Origin of the sequence: Butyrivibrio hungatei DSM 14810 (assembly GCF_900143205.1) — a bacterium.
GTDB classification, from domain to species: Bacteria; Bacillota; Clostridia; order Lachnospirales; family Lachnospiraceae; genus Butyrivibrio; species Butyrivibrio hungatei.
On record NZ_FRDH01000008.1, the window covers coordinates 36,861 to 60,685 of the forward strand.

The following is a 23,825-nucleotide window of genomic DNA, read 5'->3' on the forward strand; positions in this document are numbered from 1 at the left end:
TTCCTTTTATTACTTCATCATCTTCTGTAACAGTTCAACAAGTTCATCAACAGTTTCTTCCTTGCCAGCCTTGATATCATCTGTAACACAGCTCTTAATATGATTTGCCAAAAGAACCTTCGAAAAGCTGCTAAGAGCACTTCTAGCCGCAACAACCTGCATCAAGACATCAGTACAGTAGGCATCATTCTCGATCATACTCTCAATACCCCTTATCTGTCCTTCAATCCTCTTAAGCCTGTTCAGCAGATCCCTATATTCCTTATCATCCCTCTTTTTATGCTTAACTTCTTCACTTTTCTCCCTGTTCTCACACTTAGGACATCCCATATCTTCACCTCAAATTCTAAATCAATATCACAACAACATTGTATCACTTTTTAGTTTACCTTTTATTATATTTTGTACAATCAATATATACCCCCTAGGGGTATTTGTAAATATATTTTTTAATTATTATTTTCATTTGTATCTTATTAGTTATTCATTATGCTCATTTCAACTTTTATTCGTTATCGCTCCATCCATCGTCTTTACTATTTATTTAATAAACACAACCATCCGCCTTAAAAGAACAGCTTGGGAGATTTAAGATTTTGACTGGAACGATTTTGTTTTTGTCGTCGATACATAACACGAAAATAACCCTAAAAAGATTTATTCTTTGAACAACGTGAAATAAATCTTTTAGGGTTATTTGAATGTTAATGTATCAGACGAAAACAATCGGAGTTCCAGGCGAAATTTTAAATCCCCAAGCGTCCTCTCAAGACTGATTCTGCTTTTCAACAAGATGGTCGCCGCAATATTTTTCTCTAAGTTTGGGTTTGTCGATCTTTCCGGTTGGGTTTCGAAGAACCGTATCAAAAATGATCTTTCGCGGTCTCTTATAACGAGGCAGATCAACGCAGAAAGCATCAACCTCATCCTCAGTTAAAGTCATTCCCTCCTTTACCTGAATGATTGCCGCCGCAATCTCCCCAAGCCTTGAATCAGGAAGCCCTATGACCGCCGCATCGTGAATCTTATCATTCTTCATTAGGAATGACTCAATCTGTACCGGATATAAATTCTCTCCACCAGATATGATCACATCCTTCTTTCTATCTACCAGGAAGATAAATCCATCCTCATCTTCCTTTGCCATATCTCCAGTAAAAAGCCATCCATCCTTGAGTATCTCATCGGTAGCCTCTTTGTTTTTGTAATAGCAGACCATAACTCCAGGTCCCTTTACGCAAAGCTCGCCGATTTCTCCCTTTGTTACATTTTTTCCCTCTTCATCAACGATCTTTGTTTTCCAGCCATATCCAGGAATACCAATAGCGCCAACCTTGTGAACATTCTCAAGACCAAGATGTACGCAACCTGGACCTGTAGATTCTGAAAGTCCATAGTTAGTATCATATTTGTGATGTGGGAAATACTCAAGCCATCTCTTAATAAGACTTGGTGGAATAGGCTGAGCACCAATATGCATAAGCCTCCATTGACTTAGCTTGTATTCTTCGATCTTAAGCTTTCCAGAATCAAGAGCAGCCAGAATATCCTGTGCCCAAGGTACCAAGAGCCACACTATAGTGCAATGTTCCTCAGAAACTGCTCTAAATATAGATTCAGGAGAATTACCTTTCAAAAGAACCGCTCTACTTCCGGTATATAAAGATCCAAACCAGTGCATTTTGGCACCTGTGTGATATAAAGGTGGAATGCAAAGGAAATTATCTTCGTGAGTTGTCTCGTGATGGATAGCTTCCATCTTGGCAGACTGCATAAGAGCAGTATGAATATGTAAAATAGCCTTAGGAAAGCCTGTTGTACCGGATGAAAAATAAATAGCTGCATCATCCTTGTCTTCTACAAGGACTCTGGGCGCAACAGATGAACTATTTGAGACCTGTTTGTAATAATCTTCAGCATAAGAAGGACACTGATCACCAACGTAGTAAAGAAGCATCTCTTTCTTAAGCTTTTCTGCAATATCTTCAATTCTGCCAATAAACTCAGGTCCATAAAACAAAACATCAGAATCTGAAGCCTTCAAGCAATAATCAATCTCTTCAGCTGTAAATCTAAAGTTTAATGGAACTGCTACAGCACCAGACTTTAAGATACCAAAATAGATTGGAAGCCACTCAAGGCAGTTCATCAAAAGAATTGCGCACTTCTGTCCCTTTTTGATTCCTCTTTCCATGAGCATATTTGCTACTCTGTTGGCTTTCTCATCAAATACAGACCAAGTGATCTGTCTTCTGTAATAAGATGTCTGTGTAGGCTGGATCAGCTCATATTCCTTCCATGTAACTCTTTGCTCTTCCCTGATCTCAGGATTTATCTCAACCAGAGCAATCTCATCCCCATATAATTTGCAATTTCTCTCAAGTAGATCTGTAATCGGCATTGCATCCTCCCAAAAAGAAATTCTTCTCTAACGTGCATTAACGCGTTAAAGTATAGTATAAAGATTTTTGTGCAAAAGGTCAAATAATCTGTGATTTTCCTTTTGACTTTAGTGTTTTTTTCTATTATTCTATAGTAAGATTAGCTTTAATGCTTTAAACCATTAAAAGTTTTGTAGGGAGGTTTTTTCATGACAAGTAACAATGGCAAGCAGCTCATGCTAGGCAACAAAGCAGTTGCTCGTGGGCTTTTTGAAGCTGGCGTATGCTTCATATCAAGTTATCCTGGTACTCCTAGTACTGAGGTTACTGAGGAAGCCGCCAAATATGATGAAATTTACTGTGAATGGGCTCCAAATGAAAAGGTTGCTATGGAAGCTGCTTTTGGCGCTTCTCTTGCCGGCCGCAGATCTTTTTGCGCTCAAAAACATGTAGGTCTTAATGTAGCAGCTGATCCACTGTACACCATGTCTTACACTGGTGTTAACGCAGGTCTTGTAATCGACGTTTCCGATGATGCTGGTATGCACTCATCTCAGAACGAGCAGGATTCAAGACACCACGCCATAGCTGCCAAAGTTCCAATGATAGAACCATCTGATTCAAAGGAAGCTCTTGAATTTACCAAGCTTGCCTTTGATATCTCTGAAAAATTCGACACTCCTGTACTTCTTAAGATGTGCACAAGAGTAGCACACTCTCAGTCCCTAGTAGAAACGGGAGAAAGAACTGTTCCAGATTTTCCATACGAAAAAAATATTGCTAAGTACGTTATGATGCCAGGAAATGCTAAAAAGCGCCATCCTATCGTTGAGAAACGTACAAAAGATCTTATAAGATATGCAAACAACTGCCCACTTAACAGGATAGAAATGGGCGATACAAAGATAGGAATCATTACTGCTTCCACATCTTACCAGTATGTAAAAGAGGTATTTGGTGATAGCGTATCTGTACTTAAGCTTGGTATGACCAATCCTCTTCCAGATACTCTTATCAAAGAATTTGCTCTGAAGGTAGATAAGCTCTTTGTAGTCGAGGAGCTTGACCCTATCATTGAAAATCATGTAAAGAACCTTGGGCTTATTGTATCAGGTAAAGAGCTACTTCCTATGATCGACGAATTCTCTCAGAGCCTGGTTGCTAAAGCCTTTGGAAAGGATACAAAGGAAAGCATCTCTTTGGATGAGGATATTCCAAACAGACCTCCTGTTATGTGTGCAGGCTGCCCTCACAGAGGACTCTTTTACACTCTTAAAAAGAATAACTGCACAGTTCTTGGCGACATTGGTTGTTATACCCTCGGCGCCGTTCCACCTCTTGGCGCAATCGAAATGACTCTTTGCATGGGTGCATCAATTGGTGCTCTTCATGGCTTTAATAAAGTTAGAGGCAAAGAAAGTGAAAAGAAAACTGTTGCTGTTATCGGTGATTCAACATTTATGCACTCCGGTATGACAGGCCTTGCCAACGTTGCTTATAACCAGTCAAACTCAACCATCATCATCGTTGATAACTCCATAACCGGAATGACTGGACATCAGCAAAATCCAACAACTGGCTACAACATCAAAGGTGATCCTGCTGGCAAGATCGATCTTGAGGCACTTTGCAGAGCCATGGGCTTTGAAAGAGTACGAGTTGTTGATCCTTATGACTTAAAACAATGCGACACAGTGCTCAAAGAAGAATTAAACACCGAGGCTCCTTCAGTTATCATATCAAGAAGACCTTGTGCTTTACTTAAATATGTTAAGCATAACCCACCTCTTAAGGTTAACGAAAATAAGTGTGTAGGCTGCAAATCCTGTATGAGAATTGGCTGTCCTGCTATTACAGTTAAAAATGGAAAAGCAAAGATCGACACTACACTATGTGTTGGCTGTAATGTATGTAGCCAGCTTTGCGGCATGAATGCGTTAGAAAATGCAGGAAGGGAGGCCTAAGTTATGGAGACAAAAAATATAATGATCGTTGGCGTAGGCGGCCAGGGATCACTACTTGCAAGCAAATTACTTGGACACCTCTTAATGAATCAGGGATATGACGTAAAGGTTTCTGAGGTTCACGGTATGTCTCAAAGAGGCGGATCAGTTGTTACCTATGTAAGATATGGTGATAAAGTCTACTCTCCTGTTATTGATAAAGGCGAAGCTGACTACATAGTTTCTTTTGAAATATTAGAAGCCGCAAGATGGCTTCAATATCTTAAAAAGGACGGACAGATTGTTACCAACACTCAGCAGATAGATCCAATGCCAGTTATAACAGGTGCTGCAGACTATCCCGAAAACCTTGTAGACAAATTAAAAGCAACAGGCGCAAATGTCGACGCTCTCGACTGCCTGGCCCTTGCAACAGAGGCTGGTTCAGCAAAAGCTGTTAATATTGTCTTACTTGGAAGGCTTTCTCATTACTTTGATCTACCAGATGAAGCATGGATGGCTTCACTTGAAGCAAATGTTCCAGCCAAGTTCCTTGATATGAATAAAAAAGCCTTTGAGCTTGGTAAAAACGCAACAAACTAAATTACAGCTGCAGAGAGGTCAAAACTATGGAAAGGTATTATCAAAAAGAAATAGAATGCGCTCCCTACGAAGAAATTCGAAGGATTCAAAGCGAAAAGCTGGTTAAACAAGTTAAGCATGTATGGGATAACGTCCCATATTACAGAAAGAAAATGGAAGAAAAAGGAGTAACTCCTGATGATATCAAGTCAGTTGATGATCTTCACAAGCTCCCATTTTTGTCTAAAAAAGATCTCCGAGACGCATATCCAACTGGACTTCTTGGAGTTCCTCAAAAGGACTGCGTAAGGATCCATTCAACTTCTGGTACAACAGGTAAAAGAGTCATCGCTTTCTATACACAGCATGACGTAGACCTTTGGGAGGATTGCTGCGCAAGAGCTATCATGGCAGCAGGCATAACAGATGAAGACGTCTGTCAGGTATCTTATGGATATGGCCTATTTACTGGAGGAGCTGGTCTTCATGGCGGTTCACACAAGGTTGGATGCCTTACTGTTCCCACAAGTTCAGGAAACACCGACAGACAGATCATGTTCATCAACGACCTCAAGGCTACTCTTCTTTGCTGCACTCCTAGCTATGCAGCATACCTTGCAGAAAGGTTTAAAGAGCTTGGCTACAAGCCAGATGATATTCCTTTAAAGGCTGGAATCTTTGGTGCTGAAGCATGGAGCGAGGAAATGCGCCATGATATCGAAAAATCATTAGGCATCAAAGCCTATGACATCTATGGTCTTACAGAGCTTTCAGGTCCAGGTGTTGCTTTTGAATGTTCAGAACAAAATGGAATGCATATAAATGAAGACCACTTCATTGCAGAGATCATTGATCCTGATACAGAAGAAGTCCTGCCAGAAGGATCACAAGGCGAGCTTGTATTTACTGCTGTGGACAAAGAGGCTTTCCCAATGATACGTTATCGCACAAGAGACATCTGCCGTCTAACCAGAGAAAAATGCTCCTGTGGAAGAACTCATGTCAAAATGGCTAAGCCTATGGGTAGATCTGATGACATGCTGATAATCCGTGGCGTAAATGTATTCCCTAGCCAAATTGAAACAGTTCTTTTAAATAATGGCTATGCCGCTAACTATCAGATCGTTGTAGATAGAGTAAACAATACTGACACCCTTGATGTTCAGGTAGAAATGACTCCAGAAAAGTTTACAGATAATGTAGGTGAAATCGAAGAAAATCAGAAAAAGCTCGTAGATGACCTTAAATCAATGCTTGGAATCAAAGCCAAAGTTTCGCTTATGGCTCCAAAATCCATTGCCAGAAGTGAAGGAAAAGCCGTAAGAGTTATTGATAAGAGAAAGATCTGAATATGATATAATCTAATTAGATCACGGAGGGACGATCATGAGTATAATGCAGATTTCTGTATTTCTTGAAAATAAGCCTGGAACCTTAAAGAAAATGACTGGCGTTCTTGCAGCCAACAAGATCAACATGCGCGCCACTTCTCTTGCTGAGACCAAGGATTTTGGTATTGCAAGACTTGTTGTAGACGATGCCATGTCAGCAGTCAACACACTTAAGGAGCATAACTTTGTAGCAAGCCTTACACCAGTACTTGCTATTGAGATTCCAGATGAAGCAGGCGGACTTGATAAGCTTTTAGAAAACTTCGATGACGCCGAGGTCAACATTGAGTACATGTACGCCTTTACTGGCGGCAAAAACACAGACCACGCCTACATGATATTTAGAGTATCTGATACAAAGGCAGCTGAAGCCAAACTAAACGGCAAAGGCGTAAAGATACTAACTCAGGAAGACATTGAATCAATCTAACCAAATAAAAAAGCAAAACCCTTGTACGCTTGTGATAAGCATACAAGGGTTAATTTTATAATATGAATTCCATCTGGGTTTCTTTTACTTTCATACCCATTCTTTCATAAAATGCTCTGGCACTTTCATTTCCTTCCCAAACATTTAAATTGACCTCATAACAACCAAGCCTTTTTGCTTCCCTTTTTACGAACTCAAAGAGCTCTTTTCCCGCATGATTACCTCTAGCATTTTCATCTACACAAAGGTCATCAATATAAAGAGATTTAAATGGCACCATTGTGGTGGTAAAAGGCTGCTCTTTTAATACGCAAAAAGCATAGCCAATCACTGCACCTTTATCGTCTGTTCCCACATACACGGGTCTATTATCATCAATTAAAATTTCTGACAACTCTTCTTTAGTATACTTGGTAGTTCCTGATATAAAGATATCTGGACGAATCCTTGCGTGTATCTCAAGAACCTGGCTAAGAAGCTCCAAAATTCTGTCTATATCCTTTGTTTCTGCTCTTCTAATATTCATATTATTTTTCCTTATGCTACTGTTTCATCATCAGAAAGAGATGTGCTCTGATGCACCATAACTTCTTTATCATAGCATGCAAAAGCATTGTCAACCAGCTCTTTATCAGGCTTTTTGGTAACCAAAGACACTAAAGGTACGATGATCAGGCCTGCCAGCATACAGAAGGCTCCAGCGTTTATTGGAGACTGTAAAAGTTTAGGAAAACTTGGTCTGATAAACATATTTGCAAGCATTAAAAGAGTTGAAAAGATAAAGCTGCACCAAACGCCTGTCTTTGTAGTCTTTTTCCAATAAAGACCATAAAGAAACGGCGCAAGAAAAGCTCCTGCAAGAGCTCCCCAGGATACTCCCATAAGCTGAGCTATAAATGTGACATTCTGTCTATACTGAACAATAGCGATCACCACAGAAATTGCAACAAATACAACGATCAGCGCTCTCATAATAAGGAGCTGTTTCTTTTCGTTCATGTCTTTTACCACATGTCCCTTTAAAAGATCTAGTGTAAGTGTGGAACTACTTGTAAGAACCAGTGATGAAAGCGTAGACATTGAAGCAGATAGCACAAGTACAACTACCATGGCGATCAAAATATCAGGAAGACCTGAAAGCATTGTAGGAATAACGCTGTCATAGCCGTTTGCTGCAATATCTATCCTATCGGAAAAGAGTCTTCCAAAGCCTCCAAGGAAATAGCATCCGCCAGCAACCACAAAGGCAAATATTGTAGAAACCACTGTTCCCTTAGCTATAGCCTTTTCGCTCTTAATTGCATAGAACTTCTGAACCATCTGTGGAAGTCCCCAGGTTCCAAGAGAAGTAAGGATAACAACTCCAAGAAGATTAACTGGATCTGGTCCAAAGAATGAAGCAAAGACTCCAGGAGCACTAGATACGCTCTCATCAGTAATAGCTGCAAGACCGTTTAGCGAAGCCATGAAACCGCCCTGACTATTTAATACAGATATTACAACTGCAGATATGCCTATAAGCATTATGATACCCTGAATGAAGTCATTTATTGCCGTAGCCATATATCCACCTGCAATAACATAAATACCGGTTAAAACAGCCATAACGATAACGCATACAGAGTAATCAATATTAAAGGCCATTCCAAAAAGCCTGGATAATCCGTTATAAAGAGATGCTGTATAAGGAATAAGAAAGATAAAGGTAATTACTGATGCTGCAATCTTAAGAGATTTACCTCCAAAGCGCGCCGCAAAGAACTGAGGCATAGTAGCTGAATCAAGGTGCTGAGTCATGATCCTGGTACGTCTTCCAAGAACAACCCATGCAAGAAGTGAGCCAAGTAGCGCATTTCCAATTCCAGCCCATGTGGCAGCAATACCGTATTTCCAGCCAAACTGTCCGGCATAGCCCACAAATACTACAGCTGAGAAATAGCTTGTTCCATAAGCAAAAGCTGTAACCCAAGGACCAACAGCTCTTCCGCCCAATACAAAACCGTTAACATCTGTCGAGTTCTTTCTGCAGATAAAGCCGATAGTCAGCATTACAGCAAAAAAGACCAGTAAAAGAAGAACTTTGATAAGCATAGTAAAACCTCCCAATTTTGAAATAACCCTCTTTAATACTTTAATGCTTTAAATCAGGTTAGTCAACAAAATTGCGAGGCTAAATGTACTTTTTATTCAACTCTTTCAGCAATCACAACAAGTCTGTGAGTAGCTATATAAATAGGTGTGCAGGTATAAAGAGTAAGTATCTCTTCTTCAGTATTATCCAAGATACTTACATCTTCTGGCTCCACGACCTTTATTTCTTTTACCTTGTAGGTATAAGTCTCTTCATGAGTATCAACATAGATCATGTCACCTATCTCAACTTCATCAAGTCTGTTAAAAAACTTTCCAAAGGTATAGTTTCTGTGTCCTGCAATTACGCAGTTACCCTTTTCTCCTGGATATGCTGTTGAAGTATCATGTCCAAGGGAATTAGCAAGAGCTTCCTTTGACGTTCCCTCACTTACAGGCTCAACTGAATCTATCTTTGGTATCCTGACAAGATAGTTTATCTTGGAATCAAAGGAAGTTTTTTCAGCTTCAGAAGGTACATCTTCATTTGAAACTATATCCTTCGTATCTTCTATCTTTTCCCAGCTACCAGCTTCATTAAATGAACTTATAGCTTCTTGTTTTGTAAGATACTGGAAGGTATTAACGGTAATTGATGTCACAATTACAATGACACCAATTACCATTAGAACAAAGCCTAGGAATCTAACAAATTTATTTCTTTTCATTCTTTTTACCAAAACATAGATACATGCCAAATAAAAGCATGATAAGTCCAAATGCATAGGATAAAACAGTTCCAAAGAATCCTGCAGTCTTAGCAAGTCTAGGTGCACCGCTTTCATCTTCATCGCCAAGATACTCGCCAAGAACATCTGGAAGAGCGCTCATATCTATAGGCTTCTTCACAGCCTGAGCATTTGTATTAGCGGCAGTTGTTGTAGCACCACCGCTTGAGCTCTGTGAATCAGAGCCGCTTCCTGAACCATTACCATCCCCTGATCCAGACTCACCACCATTTGAAGATGAGCCATTTGAAGGATTTGATTTTGGAATCAGCTTATTCTTAAATACAAGCTTCTTGCTTCCAGTATTTGTAAAGGAACCATCTGCATTCAAAGTCCATATATTTCCGTCACTATCAATCTTAAATATGATAGGGTCAGCCTTAAGGTAGCCTTCTGGAACCTCATCCTGAACCGCAATGTATTTGGTCTGATAGTTAACATTTGCAGTTCCATTAGTAGAATCATTTGGAACAATTCCTGTTGCAAGAGGATCTCCAGCCAAGCCCCCTTCAAGCACGCTAACAGTAACCTTTGTTCCATCTAAAGGATTTCCATCAGGTCCAAGTCCTTCAACAGAAATGCCACTCTTCTTGGATGTATCAACCTTATTAACAACGCTTAAAAGATTACTATCTACTGGTGTATAGCTTGAACCATTCCATGAAAAGAGCTTTAATTTATTTCCGTCTTTTGCAATCTTGATCTTCATTGCATCTGCTTTAATAAAGCCCTTTGGAGCATCCTTCTGAACTATGTAATACTCGCCTTCATTGAGCTCTACTGACTTATTGGTTCCGTCTGTATTCCATGTAGCAATAGGATCTGAACCATCAGCATTTTTACTAACTACAAGTGTTGCTCCTGTAAGCTTTTCAGACTGTTTGTCAGAAAGATCATTTATCTTAAGCTCGTAGCTGTCTTTCTTAACGTTTTTGATGATAACAGTATTATCTGACAAAGATACAAAAGTATCATCCTGCTTTACTTTGACAACGTCCTTGTCACCCTCTTTTGTAACTTTAAATACAACGTCATCTCCGTGCTCATAACCTGTAGGAGTCTTAGTTTCTTTTAAAGTATATTCAACATCATAGTTAACAGCTGTAGTCTTAGCTGTTCCATCAGTGTTTTCTGTTGTTATTTTCTTATTATCAGAATTTCTGGTAACTTCCAAAGTACCGCCAGAAAGTCCCTTATTTGCTGTATCCTGAAGGTCAATCTTAACTTCAGCTTCAAGCTTTTTGTTTGTTACAGTAGCTTCAAGAGAATTCTTGTTAAATACAACTTCGATATCGTCTTTATTAACCTGATATCCTTCTGGAGCCTTTGTTTCTCTAAGGTAATAGGTATTGCCTTTAACAAGCTTATTTACAAGTCTTGCCTGACCCTTTGAGTTAGTTGTTACTTCAGCAATTACCTTTTTATCTGCATCAAGGATCTGGAATGTAGCACCTGGTAAAAGAGATCCGTCTTCAAAGTCTTTTTTGGTGATAACAAGTCTTGTTGAAGATGAGTTATTAACTGAACTAAATTCACTTGCAGAGAAGCTGCAATTTGAGGAAATATCCTCATTTTCCTGGAAGCCAATAAGCTTCACATCATTAGTAAAGTCATTAAGTGACTTATCCTCCATACTTGCTGAGTAAACAAGTACGCAGGCTTTATTTGTGCCACTAGTAAGCTTAATATCAATTCTTGTCTTGTCGCCATCTTTTTCTACAGTTACTTTAGAAGGCACCTCAGTAGATGTTGCAGATAGATCTCCGGTTGATGGATCAACTGTGCATTCATAAAGATGAATTGAATCAGAGATAAATTCAAAACTTGCGCCAAGAGTATCTCTAAGTACTGTTCCAGCTGGAATTTCCTGTTTTCCATAGTTTAAGTAAACAGTATAATCAACTAGTCCTGTCGAAGGATTTATCTTACCCTTCTTGGAAAGAATAACGTTTTTAATAGGTGTAGTGCAGTTTGAAGAAAGACCTGCTGCGTTATCATCAAACTTAACTGTTGCCTCATTCTTTATCTGAGTGGACTCATTATTCTTAAGACCTAATATCAGCTCATCTTTAACCTTAACGCTAAAGGTAATAGTCTTCTTGGAATCATCACCAGCAGCAATATCTCCAAGGTCTATTGTCAAAACGCCATTTTTATAGGTGTAACCACTGGCTGCGCTTCCATTTATCTTAAGTGAACCATCAACAAGCTCTACACCAGCTTTGATAAGTTCATCAGTAACGGTAACACTCTTCATGGCCATCTTATTTTCGTTAACAACTATCTTGTATTCGATCTCATGAGTATCATAGTTGTATGAACCTGAAGTCTTTGTGATAACTGTACTTGTAAGTGTCTTGGATGCTGTATCCTGAGCAAGTAGTTTATCGCCTGTATATATCTCAGCTTTATTAGAAAAAGCCTGAGACTTATTATTTGCCCAGAAGTTCTTATCAACTATCTCAGACACAACGTTAAATGTAACGCTATTGCCATTAAGCTTATCATCAAAAACAATTGAATATTCATTCGGGTCAGCAAAAGAAGTCACATCAGGAAGAGTTGTTCCGTCACTTATCTTGATGTTATTGATCTCAATAAGCTTTTGATCAGCTGGTAAAACGTCTTTGATAGTAATATCAGTGATAGGCATCTTATTCTTGTTTGCTGTTACGGTCCAGGTGATCTGATGAGTCTTTGAATCATAAGCAGTATATTCCTTGTGAATACCAGCTTTTACAGAAAGACCTGTTATACCAACTCCAACATTCTTGGTAAATACTTCTGTTCCATCTTCGTCTTCATATGAGATCCATGCCTTGTTTTCTGGAACTTTTCTATTAGTCTTCTGAAACTCTTCAAACTCTTTGATCTGTGTAGTATAAGAAACCTTGATAGTACCTGCATTTGAAACATTACCAAAAGAAACACAGAAATCATATCCGCTTCCTGCGCCCTCTAATGTGCCTGCAGGTCCGTCAATAGAAAGGCTTCCACTTACAAGCTCCATAGTAGTTTCATTATCTGTATCAAACTTATCGTAAAGCTTGAGGTTCTTTAGGCCGTAGTTATTAGTATCAATAGTCACAGTCCAGTTTGCTCTACCAGTTGAAAGGTCGATCTCTCCGCCTTCCTTCTTTATCCACTGATTGTACTCCTTAGTAACAGGAACAGTAGCGTTATCTGTTGCAATCTCTTTATCAGCATCATCAAGGATCTTGGCACTATTTGAGAATTTGATAGTCTTGCCACCTGAAGTATTATCTTTAAAAGAATCCTTCATGAAGTCAGCAGTTGGCTTAGTCTGATATTTGATGACTATATCTGAATCTGTAGTTGCTGCTGGTACAGCATACTCTATGGAACTAGTTGAAACATTAAGTCCATCGGTAACTGCTGTGTCATTCACCTTAAAAGAGCCATCAACATAGACCTGCTCCCCAGCAAAAGTATCAACGAATTTAAAGCCGTTAGCATAGGAAATTGCATTAGCGTCTCTGTCAATATTAACCGTCCAGTTGATAACATCATTAGCATTATCATAAGTACCAGTCTTATTTAAGCTTGGTGCCTTAGGCTGGTTTTCAGATACCTTTACAAGAACGTCTCTATCACCGATCTTAAGGTCTATCTCAGATTGATTTTTGTATGCATCTGCCACTTTGTTAAGAGTAAACTGAAAGCCGAACTGAGCATTTTCATTCTTTTCATACTCTTCATCTACAATTGTGAGCTTGATCTTACCGCCTTCAAACTCAACAGTTGCAAAATCATTTCCATTACATGTTAGTGTAGGAATAGAAATACCGCTGTAATCAAAGCCGACGTTTGGTGTATCAAAATAGAAAACCTCTCCCTTTGTTACATAAACAGGAGCTGGCTCACTATCAGCCGCTATATCCTCATCACTATAATTTACACCAATAGGACTCTTTAACTGGTAATTAACTGTGATAACATCGTCAAGAGAAAGAGCTTCTATATCAGTTACATTCTTACCATTTATGGTCATTGTGACAGACGATAAAAGATCTGCATCCGTAGGTGTAGATTTCCCAGGAACTACAATCTTTGATTCTCCAAGAAGTGCTGGATCTAATGCCCCTGATGATCCTAGATTAAATGTTGAAAAATTAAGAGATGTTTCAGGGTCATCATCTAAAGTCTCATCTTCATTTCCAATCAAAGCTTGCTCATCATCAGCCTTCTTATCATCAGATGTGACATTTTCTTTATTATCAGTATTGTCCTTATTTTCTACTTTATCCTTATCCTCAGTTGGAATAGTCTCCCACAGATCATCATCTTCATCAGTAGATGCTGTAAAACCTGGTTCATCAGATGTAGTATAGACATCGTCTGCAAAGTCCTCATTATCTAAATTTTCTGCATACGATAAAAAACCAGTGCCAAGCAAATTAATGCAAAGCACCAGACTTATAAAGATTCTTGATATACTTTTCATTATGCCTTCCCCTTGAGCAATCATGTAATGATATTAAGTCTACATTTTATTTCAATAATATGATAAGCAAATCACCATATAACAGCAATAAGTATATCTAAACATTCTGTGTTTAATATGTGACAAAACTGTGAATACTCACATAGCATTAAGTGAGCGAAAATAAGCAATATGCAAATATATTTCCAAATTCATAAGTGCTATCATATTCTAGGCAAAGTAATAAACAAAAGTACAAAATTTGCTTAAAAAGCATATAAATTAAGTCAAAAGGAGTAAGTAAAAATGAAGTTTTTTGTAGACACAGCCAACATTGAAGAAATCAAAAAAGCAAATGACATGGGAGTTATCTGCGGTGTAACAACAAACCCTTCACTTATCGCTAAGGAAGGTCGTGACGTATATGAAGTAGTTAAAGAGATTGCTTCTATCGTTGACGGACCAATCAGCGGCGAAGTTAAGGCTACTACAGTTGATGCAGAAGGCATGATCGCAGAAGGTAGAGAAATTGCTAAACTTCACAAGAACATGGTAGTTAAGATTCCTATGACAGTTGAAGGTCTTAAGGCTTGTAAGGTTCTTTCAAGCGAAGGTATCAAGGTTAACATGACTCTTATCTTCACAGCCAACCAGGCTCTTTTTTGCGCAAGAGCAGGCGCTGCATATGTAAGTCCATTCCTTGGAAGACTTGATGACATCAGCGTTCGTGGAACAGATCTTATCTCAGAAGTTGCAGAGATCTTCAACATTCACAACATCCAGACAGAGATCATCGCTGCTAGTATCCGTCATCCTATGCACGTTACAGACTGCGCACTTGCAGGTGCTGATATCGCAACTGTTCCTTACAAAGTAATTGAGCAGATGACACATCACCCACTTACAGATGCAGGTATTGAGAAATTCCAGAAGGACTATCTTGCAGTATTTGGTGAATAATTCATTTTTTTGAAATACGCTAAATAATTAAAGCTCCTTGTAGTGTAAAATACTACAAGGAGCTTTTTTTACAGGAACTAACCAAATTATAACTGATAGAATCCAATCTTCTTATAAACCTTACGAAGAGTCTTGTTTGCAATATATGAAGCTCTTTCTGCACCCTCTTTGTAAACGCCTTCAAGATATGCTTTGTCAGCAATAAGTCTCTTAGCTTCCTCACGGATTGGTGCAATGGTATCAATTACAGCTTCGCCTACAGCAGGTTTGAATACACCATAGCCCTTTCCTTCAAACTCTTTTTCAATCTCTTCAAAGTTCTTGCCTGTGATAGTTGAATAAATGTTCATAAGGTTTGCTACACCAGGCTTATTTTCCTTATCATAGCTTACACAGTTCTCTGTATCTGAGTCTGTAACTGCTCTCTTGAACTTCTTCATAATGACATCGTCCTCATCCATAAGGAATACGCAACCGTTTGGCTCAGACTTGCTCATCTTGGAACCTGGTGTTGTAAGGCCATAGATACGAGCTCCTGTCTTAGCGATATATGGTTCAGGAATACGGAATACATCACCGTAAATATTGTTGAATCTCTCTGCGATATTTCTTGTAAGCTCTACGTGCTGCTTCTGATCCTCACCAACTGGTACATAGTGTGGCTGATAAAGTAAGATATCAGCAGCCATAAGAGAAGGATATGTGAAAAGACCTGCATTGATGTTATCCTTGTGCTTTTCTGACTTATCCTTGAACTGTGTCATACGTGAAAGCTCACCAAACATTGTATAACAATCAAGAACCCATCCAAGCTGTGCGTGTGCAGGTACATGTGACTGTAGGAACAATGTGTTCTTCTCAGGATCAAGGCCTGATGCAATGTAAAGAGCAAGCATCTCAAGTGAACGACGACGAAGCTCCTTAGGATCCTGACGAACTGTTATTGTATGCATATCTGCCATGAAATAATAGCATTCAAATTCGTTAACTCTATCCGCCCAATTTTTGATCGCTCCAAGATAATTACCAAGGTGAAGGTCCCCACTTGGCTGAATTCCTGAAAGCATAATCTTCTTTTCATTTTCCATAATCAGAATTCTCCTCTATTGCTTTATTTAACTTGATCCACTCCATAAGTGTAAGTGGCGTATAATCAGATCTTTTGCAAAAACAATTTATCATATTGCAGGGAATATAACTTTCATGTGTGCTTCCAATAGGATTATAAGGCGTAGTCTTTATCATCTCAATGATTTTTTTCATAAGAACTTCATCTCTTGTCTCATGTACATGACCATATAACATGTAAGTCTTGGGATCACCGTTATGACGAAGTCTATACTGTCCATCATAAAACGGAATTGGATAATGACTACAGATTACTTTCTTTTGAGAATCAGTTATCTCCTTATAATCTTCTATCCATTCAAATCTTGAAGCATCGAAATCAGCTGATTTGATGTATTTGTCATGATTACCAGTTATGAGACAAAGTTTTCCTTTGAGCTTATGTATAAGCTCGTTGGTCTCATCAACCTTTCCAAGAGAAAGGTCACCCAGAATAACAACTGTATCTGCATTCGTAACCTTATTGTTCCACTTTGTAAGCATATAGTCATTCATTGCTTCTACGCTTTCAAAGCCTCTCTTATCCATCCTATCATTAAGTGCACCATGAAAAAAATGGCAATCCGCAATGTAGTATATCAATATAAATCCTCGTCAATCATATTACTCTAAGGTCGCCGCCATCATCATGATATAAAAGCGACACATCCTGATCAGCAGCTGTTGTGGCAAGCTCATCACATCTCTCATTTTCCGGATGGCCAGCATGTCCCTTGACCCAGTTCCAGGTTATCTTATGGGGCTCTGTAGCCTGAAGTAACCTTTTCCAGAGATCGACGTTTTTAACTGGCTGCTTACTTGCTGTTTTCCAGCCTTTTTTGATCCAACCACTGATCCAGTTATCAGTAAATGCCTTGATAACATACTGGGAATCAGAATAAACAAAGACTTCACATGGTCTGTTAAGACTCTCCAGGCCTTTGATAACTCCAAGAAGCTCCATCCTGTTATTTGTGGTCTTATCAAAACCAGCGCTTATCTCTTTTTCATGAACCTCACCTTTAGAATCAACGACTCTAAGGATTGTTCCAAATCCGCCTGGTCCATCAGGGTTTCCCCTGGCTGAACCATCAGAATATAACTCAACCTTCATTATTTCCAAACTCCTGTTGCAAGGAAATTATCTGCAAGTATTTGAGCATTATGAACGATCTTGTCATCATAACCCAGAACGCCTAAAAGCTTAATAGCATTTCTTGTTGTTGCAGGACCTTCCTTGATAGTGTAATCAAAGTGAACATCGTTATCCGTTACATTTCCTTCGAAGTGATAAATACCAAATTCATTTTTCAAAAGAGTTGTAAGCTCGATATCATGTGTTGCAGCAAAGCATGTCACATCATTAACCGCAAAGGTCTTAAGGATCTCAGTTGAAGCTGCGATTCTTTCAATAGTGTTAGTTCCTCTTAGAACCTCATCTACAAAACACAGCACCTTCTTGTGAGCATTTGCTGCTGCATCAAGAATCCTCTTTATAGACTTGATCTCTACAATGTAGTAGCTGTCGCCTTCAAAGATATTATCATTAAGTGCCATAGATGAATAGATAAGATAAAGAGGCGCTTTATAGCTCTTAGCAAGAACAGTATGAATAGTTTGAGCAAGTAGTGAATTGATTCCACAGCATTTAAGGAAAGTTGACTTACCAGACGCATTTGATCCTGTAATAAGAACTCCCTTATCAGTTGAGATGCTGTTAGCAACTGCGTCTTCGATAAGTGGATGAAGTAGCTCTTTCGCCTCATAAATTCCATCAGCAAATTCAGGAATGCAATAATAATCCTTAAAGCTCTCTCTAAAGCAAGCTATAGAAATAAAGCTTTCAATCTTACCTGTGATAGTAATAACCTTGTCAAGTTCATCTCTGTTCTTCATGATCTGCTTGTACATCTGGTTAAACTTGATAAGATCAATGTGTGTTGCCATCCTGATGTAATCAAGCATAAGATCAGCAGGATTCCCACTGGAATTCATTCGATTTGGAGACATCAAAATATATGATCCCTTTGTAATAGAACTAAGCTTCTTGCCTGCCTCTTTCATATCTGCCACATCATCAGAGATAATCTCCATATCTAGCTTTTCAAAATAAGCCACAGTGTTGATGACTCTCATGATGTATCTGTAAGAAGCAAGATAAGGATCAATATCACCCTTAACTTTAAAATATCTTGCAACGTTAAATGCAACTGCCAAAATAAAAGAAATAAAGCCTATCTTAAAGTTGATAAAACAAACTGGAATTGTAATAGCAATAATCAAAAGCATCAAATAATGCTCTCTGTTACTAAAGCTTGTTACATCATCAAGATAATCAATATAATCGTAGATAGAATATCTGATCTGTCTTCCTATCTTTGAAAATATAAGCTGAAGCTTTCTTCTATCTTCATCATGGGTTCTGAAGTACTCAACCTTTTTTTCGAGCTCTTCAAAATCATCATCTGTCTTTGGAGATCTTAGAAGATAATAAAGATATTCCTCACCACTGGCACTTAAACAGTAATTCATTCTGGCAAAAACGCCGTCCATGTTAAGGTCATTCCAGGTAGTATCATCAATCTGAAATTCTTCTTTATGGGCTTTGAAATAACCACAAAGATGATCAATCTCATCAGCCTTGTACTCTCTGTTAGGTGCCTCACCAAAGTTCTTTTTAAGTTTGTTTAAAAGATATCTCTCAGAATTTTTCTGATCACGTATTCCTAAAATGTATGCAATAAATGAAATACCAACAAGCACACTTAAAAAAATTATACTTTCCATACTTTATAAGTCGTATATCCTTTTCTTTATTTTTTCAGCCTTCTCATAGATCTCAAAAGGCTCTTCACCAATGTTAAATTTTCCGTTCTGATAACGGATAACTCCGCCAATCATAGTCATAAGGACATTACTCTTACTGCCGCTATAAACAAGGTTTTTAACTATGTTGTTAATAGGCTGCATGTTAGGCTGTGACATATCGATCATGATCATATCCGCAAGCTTGCCTTCTGTAAGGTAGTCTGCATCATTTAGTCCCATACATCTTGCGCCATTAACAGTTGCCATCTTAAGTACTTCTGCGGCATCAATGCAAGATGCGTCCATATTCTTAAGTTTAGCAAGACCTGTCACAAGGAACATTTCTCTAAACATATCAAGACAGTTATTACTTGCAGGTCCATCAGTACCAATAGCTACAGGAATGCCACATTCAAGATATTCCTTTATAGGAGCGATACCACTAGCAAGCTTTGTATTTGACCCTGGATTAGTAACAGCATAAAGGCCTCTCTTTTTCATGATCTCTCTGTCTTTGTCACTAGTCCAAACAAGGTGGTAACCACCTCCGCCGTAGTCAAATAGTCCAAGGGAATCAAAAAACTCTATAGGAGTCATGCCGTATCTATCCATACACTCCTTAGTCTCAGATTCTGTCTCCTGAATATGAGCCCAGAATGGAGCCTTGTACTTATGAACAAGTTCTGCACACTTTTCTAAAAGCTCTTTTGAACACGTATATTCTGCATGAACTCCAAGAATAAACGAATTAAACTCATCTCTTCCATTGAGCTCATTGTAGTATTTTTCCAAAAGTTCTACTGACTGACTAAAGTTATTTACACAGCTAGTCTGTACGCATCTAAATCCGCAGTCTCTAAAAGCATCTGCTACAGAAAAAGGAGTAAGGTACATCTCGAAAGCAGCAGTGATACCACTAGTCAAATACTCCAAAATAGATATCTTAGAAAGTTCATAGATATCTTCCGCTGTCATATTGGCTTCAATTGGGAATATCTGTTTATTCAGCCAATCAGAAAGTGGCAGATCATCAGCACTGGACCTCATAAGTGTCATAGCTGAATGAGTATGCGCATTCTTAAAACCAGGCATTAAGAGATTTCCTTTGCAGTCAATCTCCTCATCCCAGACAAGCATCTCATCGGGATGACTCTCACAATATGTACTAGCTTCCTCTTCAGTCCCGGAAAATTTGATCCTGTCTGAAACAACCCAAACTTCCCCATTAAAAATGTCCCTGCCAGGCTCCATAGTAAGTACTCTGGCGTTAAAAAAACGATATCTCATACCTACTCCCATAAAAAATTATTATAATTTAAAGCGCTTGATAGACTCTGTCACAAGCTTTGTGAAAAGAGGTGCTGCCTTATCAGCTGCTTCCTGAACTTCTTCATGTGAAAGTGGATTGTCTGAAAGACCAGCAGCAAGATTACTGATGCAAGAAACGCCGCAGACTCTAAGTCCCATGTGATTTGCAGCAATAGCCTCATTTACAGTACTCATGCCAACAGCTGAAACTCCAAGTCCTGCAAGAAGTCTGATCTCAGCAGGTGACTCAAATGAAGGACCTGTAAGCTGGCAATAAACGCCTTCCTTAAGGTCTATTCCGTTCTCTTTTGCTGTTTCTCTGATGACTTCCTGAAGATCCTTTTTGTAAACATTTGACATATCAGGGAATCTAGGACCAAGTTCATCAAGATTTGCACCAATAAGCGGATTTGGAGCAAATACTGAAACATGATCTGTAATAAGCATAAGATCTCCAGCCTTAAATCCCTTGCCAAGTCCGCCTGAAGCATTTGTAAGGAAAAGAATCTTGGCTCCAAGCATTCCCATAAGTCTTGCTGGAAGAACAACATCACTAATGTCATAGCCTTCATAGAAGTGGACTCTTCCCTTCATGCATACAACCTTAGTATCTCCAACATATCCAAAGATAAACTTTCCTGCGTGTCCAGGAACTGTAGAAACTGGAAAACCTGGAATATCCTTATATTCAATTTCAGTTTCAATCTTTATATTATCAGCGTAGTTACCAAGACCAGATCCAAGAACCAATGCCACGTCAGGCACAAAATCAGTTCTCTTTCTGATCTCCTCTTTACAACTTACAAGCTTTTCATAAACTTTATTAGCCATTATGATCACCCTTTCTATAATAAAATGAAAAACAAGGCCGAAAATATACATATTTCCGACCTTGTTATCATACCATAAAAATCACTTATTTAGTATTCATGAGCTTAACTTTCTGTTACCATTCACAGTTTGGGGATAGCCGCTGGCTGGTTCACTGGGGCCGCGCCCTACCTCTGCCTAGTTAAGCTCAGTGGGGCCACCAGCCTGAAGTTTATTATTTGTGAATCTCTGAGGATTTTTCTTTGTTCATGAGGGCCTGATTTCATCCTTGAAATTCCGTTTTTGAAACACTGTCTGAGTCTTTTATGCCATTTTTGCTGTAAAGTTTTGTTTTGCCCTCATCAAGAAAACGATACTTTTCTATATGCTCATGCAGTTTTTGTTTAATACGCATGCTCTTGCTACAGACTTGCAGGGCGGAATTTATAATAAGTGGTCATAAGAGCTACGCTCCAATAACAGAAAAAGAGACGACCCCCCAAGCTAGCATGAAAAATCACCTCTTAATCCTGTTAACAAAGCCCGCAAAAAGCGGGCGTGACCACTTATTATAAATTCTTACCGCCCTGCTTCAAACAACGCAAACCGCATGCGTGTCAAAAACTGCTTATGAGCATAAGAAAATGGCGTTTTCTTGACAATCGTTCAAACCCAAAACTTTACAGACAAAAATGTGCATAAAAGACGAGTTTGTTTCAAGGAATTTCAAGGATGAAATCAGGCCCCATGAACATAAAAATCCGAAGGATGAACAAAAATAAACTTCAGGCTGGCGGCCCCACTGAGCTTAACTAGGCAGAGGTAGGGCGCGGCCCCAGTGAACCAGCCAGCGGATATCCCTAAACTGTGAATGGTAACAACTTTCCATGAATTACAGGCTGAATAGTATTCTTAACAGCTTCCTCAAGTACCTCTTTCATACCACCCTTGACGATCTTTGAAAAGATAACACCCTGAACTCCTGTAATTCCTTCAGGTGCTATATTTTTCATCGTATCTATCAGCATATCAGTGCCTGGTGTCTCAAAGAGCCTAAGCTCAATCCCCGATGGAACTGAAGGATGGATAAAAGTGCCCTTTCTGTCGATCCTGTCTACAGAATCATCACTAAAATAAATATTGAAAGTCCTTGAGCAGGCTTCTTCTAGGAAATAGACCTCATTTCTGATAACGAATCTGTTATATTCATCTGTGGTGCACATAGAAGCCATCGACACTATGTATTTTTCCCCATGCATATTGATCAAGCTCTTATATCTCTTACCTCCAAAGCCGCATCGAAGAGAGTAAATATCAGTGCCTTCGAAGATATCAATGTAAAATGAGTTATTGGCTCCTTTCCTAAAGCCTATTTTGTACATGCCATCAGTAAAGTTGTTATGTACAACCTGCATCATAAGTGGAAAAATGCCAACACCCGTTACATCAAGGTCATAAAAAAGGCCATCCAGCTTAGTAAGCCATTTACTTAAGAGCTGGTTCTCATTTCTAAGATTATAAGTATCAAGTGATGCTCTAAAACATCCTCTCTTATTGTCATGAGACAGCTTTACTCTCCTTGTACTTCCACAGGTCATAGAAATACTCTTTTTCTTGTAGCCTCCGCTACTTATCACTGGAAAATCCTTGGTTCTTCCGCTTACTGACTTACAGATAGCTTTAAGCTCTGATAAAGCTGCAAAGTCATCATCCAAAGGAACAAGACTAGTTTTTATATCAGATTTCATGGCTTTTCTTATGGTAACTGCCATAAGTGAAGTCTGGAAAATATCAGAATTACCAGCATTTGTGACAACTACCATATCTATATCCGGATATACAAAGACGTTTTGTCCAAGCATACCATTATATGCATATGATCCAGGTCTATCATCATTTATCCAAAGCTGGTAGCCATAATGCTCATTATCGTTCTGACCTGTTTCTATCTGCCATGAGGTAGATTCCACTACCCACTGAGCAGGTACGATCTGAGTTCCGTGCCACATGCCCTTCTGAAGATAAAGCTGTCCCATTTTAGCCATATCCTCAATACGCATAAACAGGCCCCAACCGCCTTTTGTAATACCCTGTGGGCAGCTCTCCCAAAAGACTCTCTTAATGCCCATAGGATCAAATATTCTTTTTTTACAGAATTCAAATAAAGACTCACCTGTAATCTCAGTAACTATGGCAGACAGCATATAAGTATTCATGCTGTTATACTCAAACTTTGATCCGGGTTCAAAATTAAAGTTCGAACTAAGATAGCTCTTTCTCCAGTCATTTCCGCTTATGGCACCGGCTTCGTTAAATGAAACGCCGCTGCTCATATTTAGGAGATTCTGAACTGTTACAGCCTTTTTGAAAAGACCAAGTGGTCCCATTCTAGAACTAAAGATATCTGAAAGCTTATCTGTGATTGAAAGCTTTCCTTCATCAACCAGGATACCTATAGCCATGCCAACAATACTCTTACACATAGAATATGATACATGCCAGGTATCCATCACATATGGCTCAAAAGAACATTCCGCAACCACATAACCATGCCTTAAAAACATGATCTTATGCATATTACATTCCTTGTTTTCAGAAAGTTCTCTTATTAGACCAGTAAAAAATGCAGAACTGACGCCCTGTGATTCAGGTGACTTCCTTAATAACGCTTCCTCACCAGGTAAAGGGTTACTAGAAAACTCAGGTTTCTGAGGTTTATAGTCAACCTTACTGATCTCACCAGTTTCCCTGGTCATAAGCTTTAAAAGAAGTTCTCCAACGTCAAGTCCTGCATTAGCCATTT

General features: G+C 38.9%; 18 protein-coding genes. 5 read left to right on the forward strand and 13 right to left on the reverse strand.

Annotation, left to right across the window (positions count from 1 at the left end):
- Window positions 1-9: 9 nt before the first annotated feature.
- A complete protein-coding gene (locus BUA02_RS10245) occupies window positions 10-330 on the reverse strand; it encodes a metal-sensing transcriptional repressor (protein ID WP_072703664.1) in 321 nt (106 codons plus the stop codon).
- Window positions 331-766: 436 nt separating this feature from the next.
- A complete protein-coding gene (locus tag BUA02_RS10250; protein WP_072703667.1) occupies window positions 767-2,401 on the reverse strand; it encodes a class I adenylate-forming enzyme family protein in 1,635 nt (544 codons plus the stop codon).
- 189 nt (window positions 2,402-2,590) lie between these two features.
- Between BUA02_RS10250 and iorA the strand changes: the two genes are divergently transcribed.
- From iorA to BUA02_RS10270, 4 genes are read left to right on the forward strand one after another with little or no spacing between them, the layout of a single operon-like run.
- A complete protein-coding gene (iorA, locus tag BUA02_RS10255) occupies window positions 2,591-4,345 on the forward strand; it encodes an indolepyruvate ferredoxin oxidoreductase subunit alpha (protein ID WP_072703669.1) in 1,755 nt (584 codons plus the stop codon).
- Between the two features lie 3 nt (window positions 4,346-4,348).
- Window positions 4,349-4,927, forward strand: a complete 579-nt coding sequence (locus BUA02_RS10260) for an indolepyruvate oxidoreductase subunit beta (RefSeq protein ID WP_072703671.1) — start codon at window positions 4,349-4,351, stop codon at window positions 4,925-4,927.
- A gap of 26 nt (window positions 4,928-4,953) precedes the next feature.
- Window positions 4,954-6,255 (forward strand): phenylacetate--CoA ligase family protein, encoded by a 1,302-nt coding sequence (locus tag BUA02_RS10265; protein WP_072703672.1) that lies wholly within the window; start codon window positions 4,954-4,956, stop codon window positions 6,253-6,255.
- Between the two features lie 37 nt (window positions 6,256-6,292).
- Window positions 6,293-6,727: an ACT domain-containing protein gene (locus BUA02_RS10270; protein WP_071176037.1), complete on the forward strand. Its 435-nt coding sequence runs from the start codon at window positions 6,293-6,295 to the stop codon at window positions 6,725-6,727.
- A gap of 55 nt (window positions 6,728-6,782) precedes the next feature.
- Here the strand turns inward: BUA02_RS10270 and BUA02_RS10275 are convergent, their stop codons facing one another.
- The 4 genes from BUA02_RS10275 to BUA02_RS10290 all read right to left on the reverse strand — a co-directional run bounded on the left by BUA02_RS10275 (window position 6,783) and on the right by BUA02_RS10290 (window position 14,050).
- Window positions 6,783-7,253, reverse strand: coding sequence for a GNAT family N-acetyltransferase (locus BUA02_RS10275; protein WP_072703674.1), 471 nt, complete (start codon window positions 7,251-7,253; stop codon window positions 6,783-6,785).
- Between the two features lie 11 nt (window positions 7,254-7,264).
- The gene (locus BUA02_RS10280) at window positions 7,265-8,818 is read right to left on the reverse strand and encodes a sodium:solute symporter family protein (protein WP_072703677.1); all 1,554 of its coding nucleotides are present in this window, start codon (window positions 8,816-8,818) and stop codon (window positions 7,265-7,267) included.
- A 92-nt stretch (window positions 8,819-8,910) separates the two neighbouring features.
- Window positions 8,911-9,525 (reverse strand): class D sortase, encoded by a 615-nt coding sequence (locus tag BUA02_RS10285; protein WP_178297649.1) that lies wholly within the window; start codon window positions 9,523-9,525, stop codon window positions 8,911-8,913.
- The gene (locus tag BUA02_RS10290) at window positions 9,512-14,050 is read right to left on the reverse strand and encodes an MSCRAMM family protein (protein WP_072703680.1); all 4,539 of its coding nucleotides are present in this window, start codon (window positions 14,048-14,050) and stop codon (window positions 9,512-9,514) included. The genes BUA02_RS10285 and BUA02_RS10290 overlap by 14 nt, the downstream gene beginning before the upstream one ends.
- 285 nt (window positions 14,051-14,335) lie before the next feature.
- Here BUA02_RS10290 and fsa point away from each other — a divergent pair, with 285 nt between their 5' ends.
- Window positions 14,336-14,989 (forward strand): fructose-6-phosphate aldolase, encoded by a 654-nt coding sequence (gene fsa, locus BUA02_RS10295; protein ID WP_072703683.1) that lies wholly within the window; start codon window positions 14,336-14,338, stop codon window positions 14,987-14,989.
- Window positions 14,990-15,075: 86 nt separating this feature from the next.
- Here fsa and trpS read toward each other — a convergent pair whose 3' ends face one another.
- The 7 genes from trpS to BUA02_RS10330 all read right to left on the reverse strand — a co-directional run bounded on the left by trpS (window position 15,076) and on the right by BUA02_RS10330 (window position 23,823).
- Complete coding sequence (trpS, locus tag BUA02_RS10300; protein ID WP_072703685.1) at window positions 15,076-16,077, reverse strand: tryptophan--tRNA ligase; 1,002 nt, start codon at window positions 16,075-16,077, stop codon at window positions 15,076-15,078.
- Window positions 16,067-16,699, reverse strand: a complete 633-nt coding sequence (locus tag BUA02_RS10305; protein ID WP_072703688.1) for a metallophosphoesterase — start codon at window positions 16,697-16,699, stop codon at window positions 16,067-16,069. Before BUA02_RS10305 ends, trpS begins: the two co-directional genes overlap by 11 nt.
- 16 nt (window positions 16,700-16,715) lie before the next feature.
- Window positions 16,716-17,210 carry a ribonuclease HI gene (gene rnhA / locus BUA02_RS10310; protein WP_071176029.1) on the reverse strand — a complete coding sequence of 165 codons (495 nt, stop codon included), beginning with the start codon at window positions 17,208-17,210 and terminating at the stop codon, window positions 16,716-16,718.
- A complete protein-coding gene (locus BUA02_RS10315) occupies window positions 17,210-18,883 on the reverse strand; it encodes a MutS-related protein (protein ID WP_072703691.1) in 1,674 nt (557 codons plus the stop codon). The genes rnhA and BUA02_RS10315 overlap by 1 nt, the downstream gene beginning before the upstream one ends.
- A gap of 3 nt (window positions 18,884-18,886) precedes the next feature.
- Entirely contained in the window at window positions 18,887-20,191 is a 1,305-nt protein-coding gene (locus tag BUA02_RS10320; protein WP_072703694.1) for an amidohydrolase, read from the reverse strand.
- A gap of 21 nt (window positions 20,192-20,212) precedes the next feature.
- Entirely contained in the window at window positions 20,213-21,043 is an 831-nt protein-coding gene (locus BUA02_RS10325) for a purine-nucleoside phosphorylase (protein WP_083386078.1), read from the reverse strand.
- 839 nt (window positions 21,044-21,882) lie between these two features.
- Window positions 21,883-23,823, reverse strand: coding sequence for a serine hydrolase domain-containing protein (locus BUA02_RS10330; protein WP_072703697.1), 1,941 nt, complete (start codon window positions 23,821-23,823; stop codon window positions 21,883-21,885).
- Window positions 23,824-23,825 lie beyond the last annotated feature (2 nt).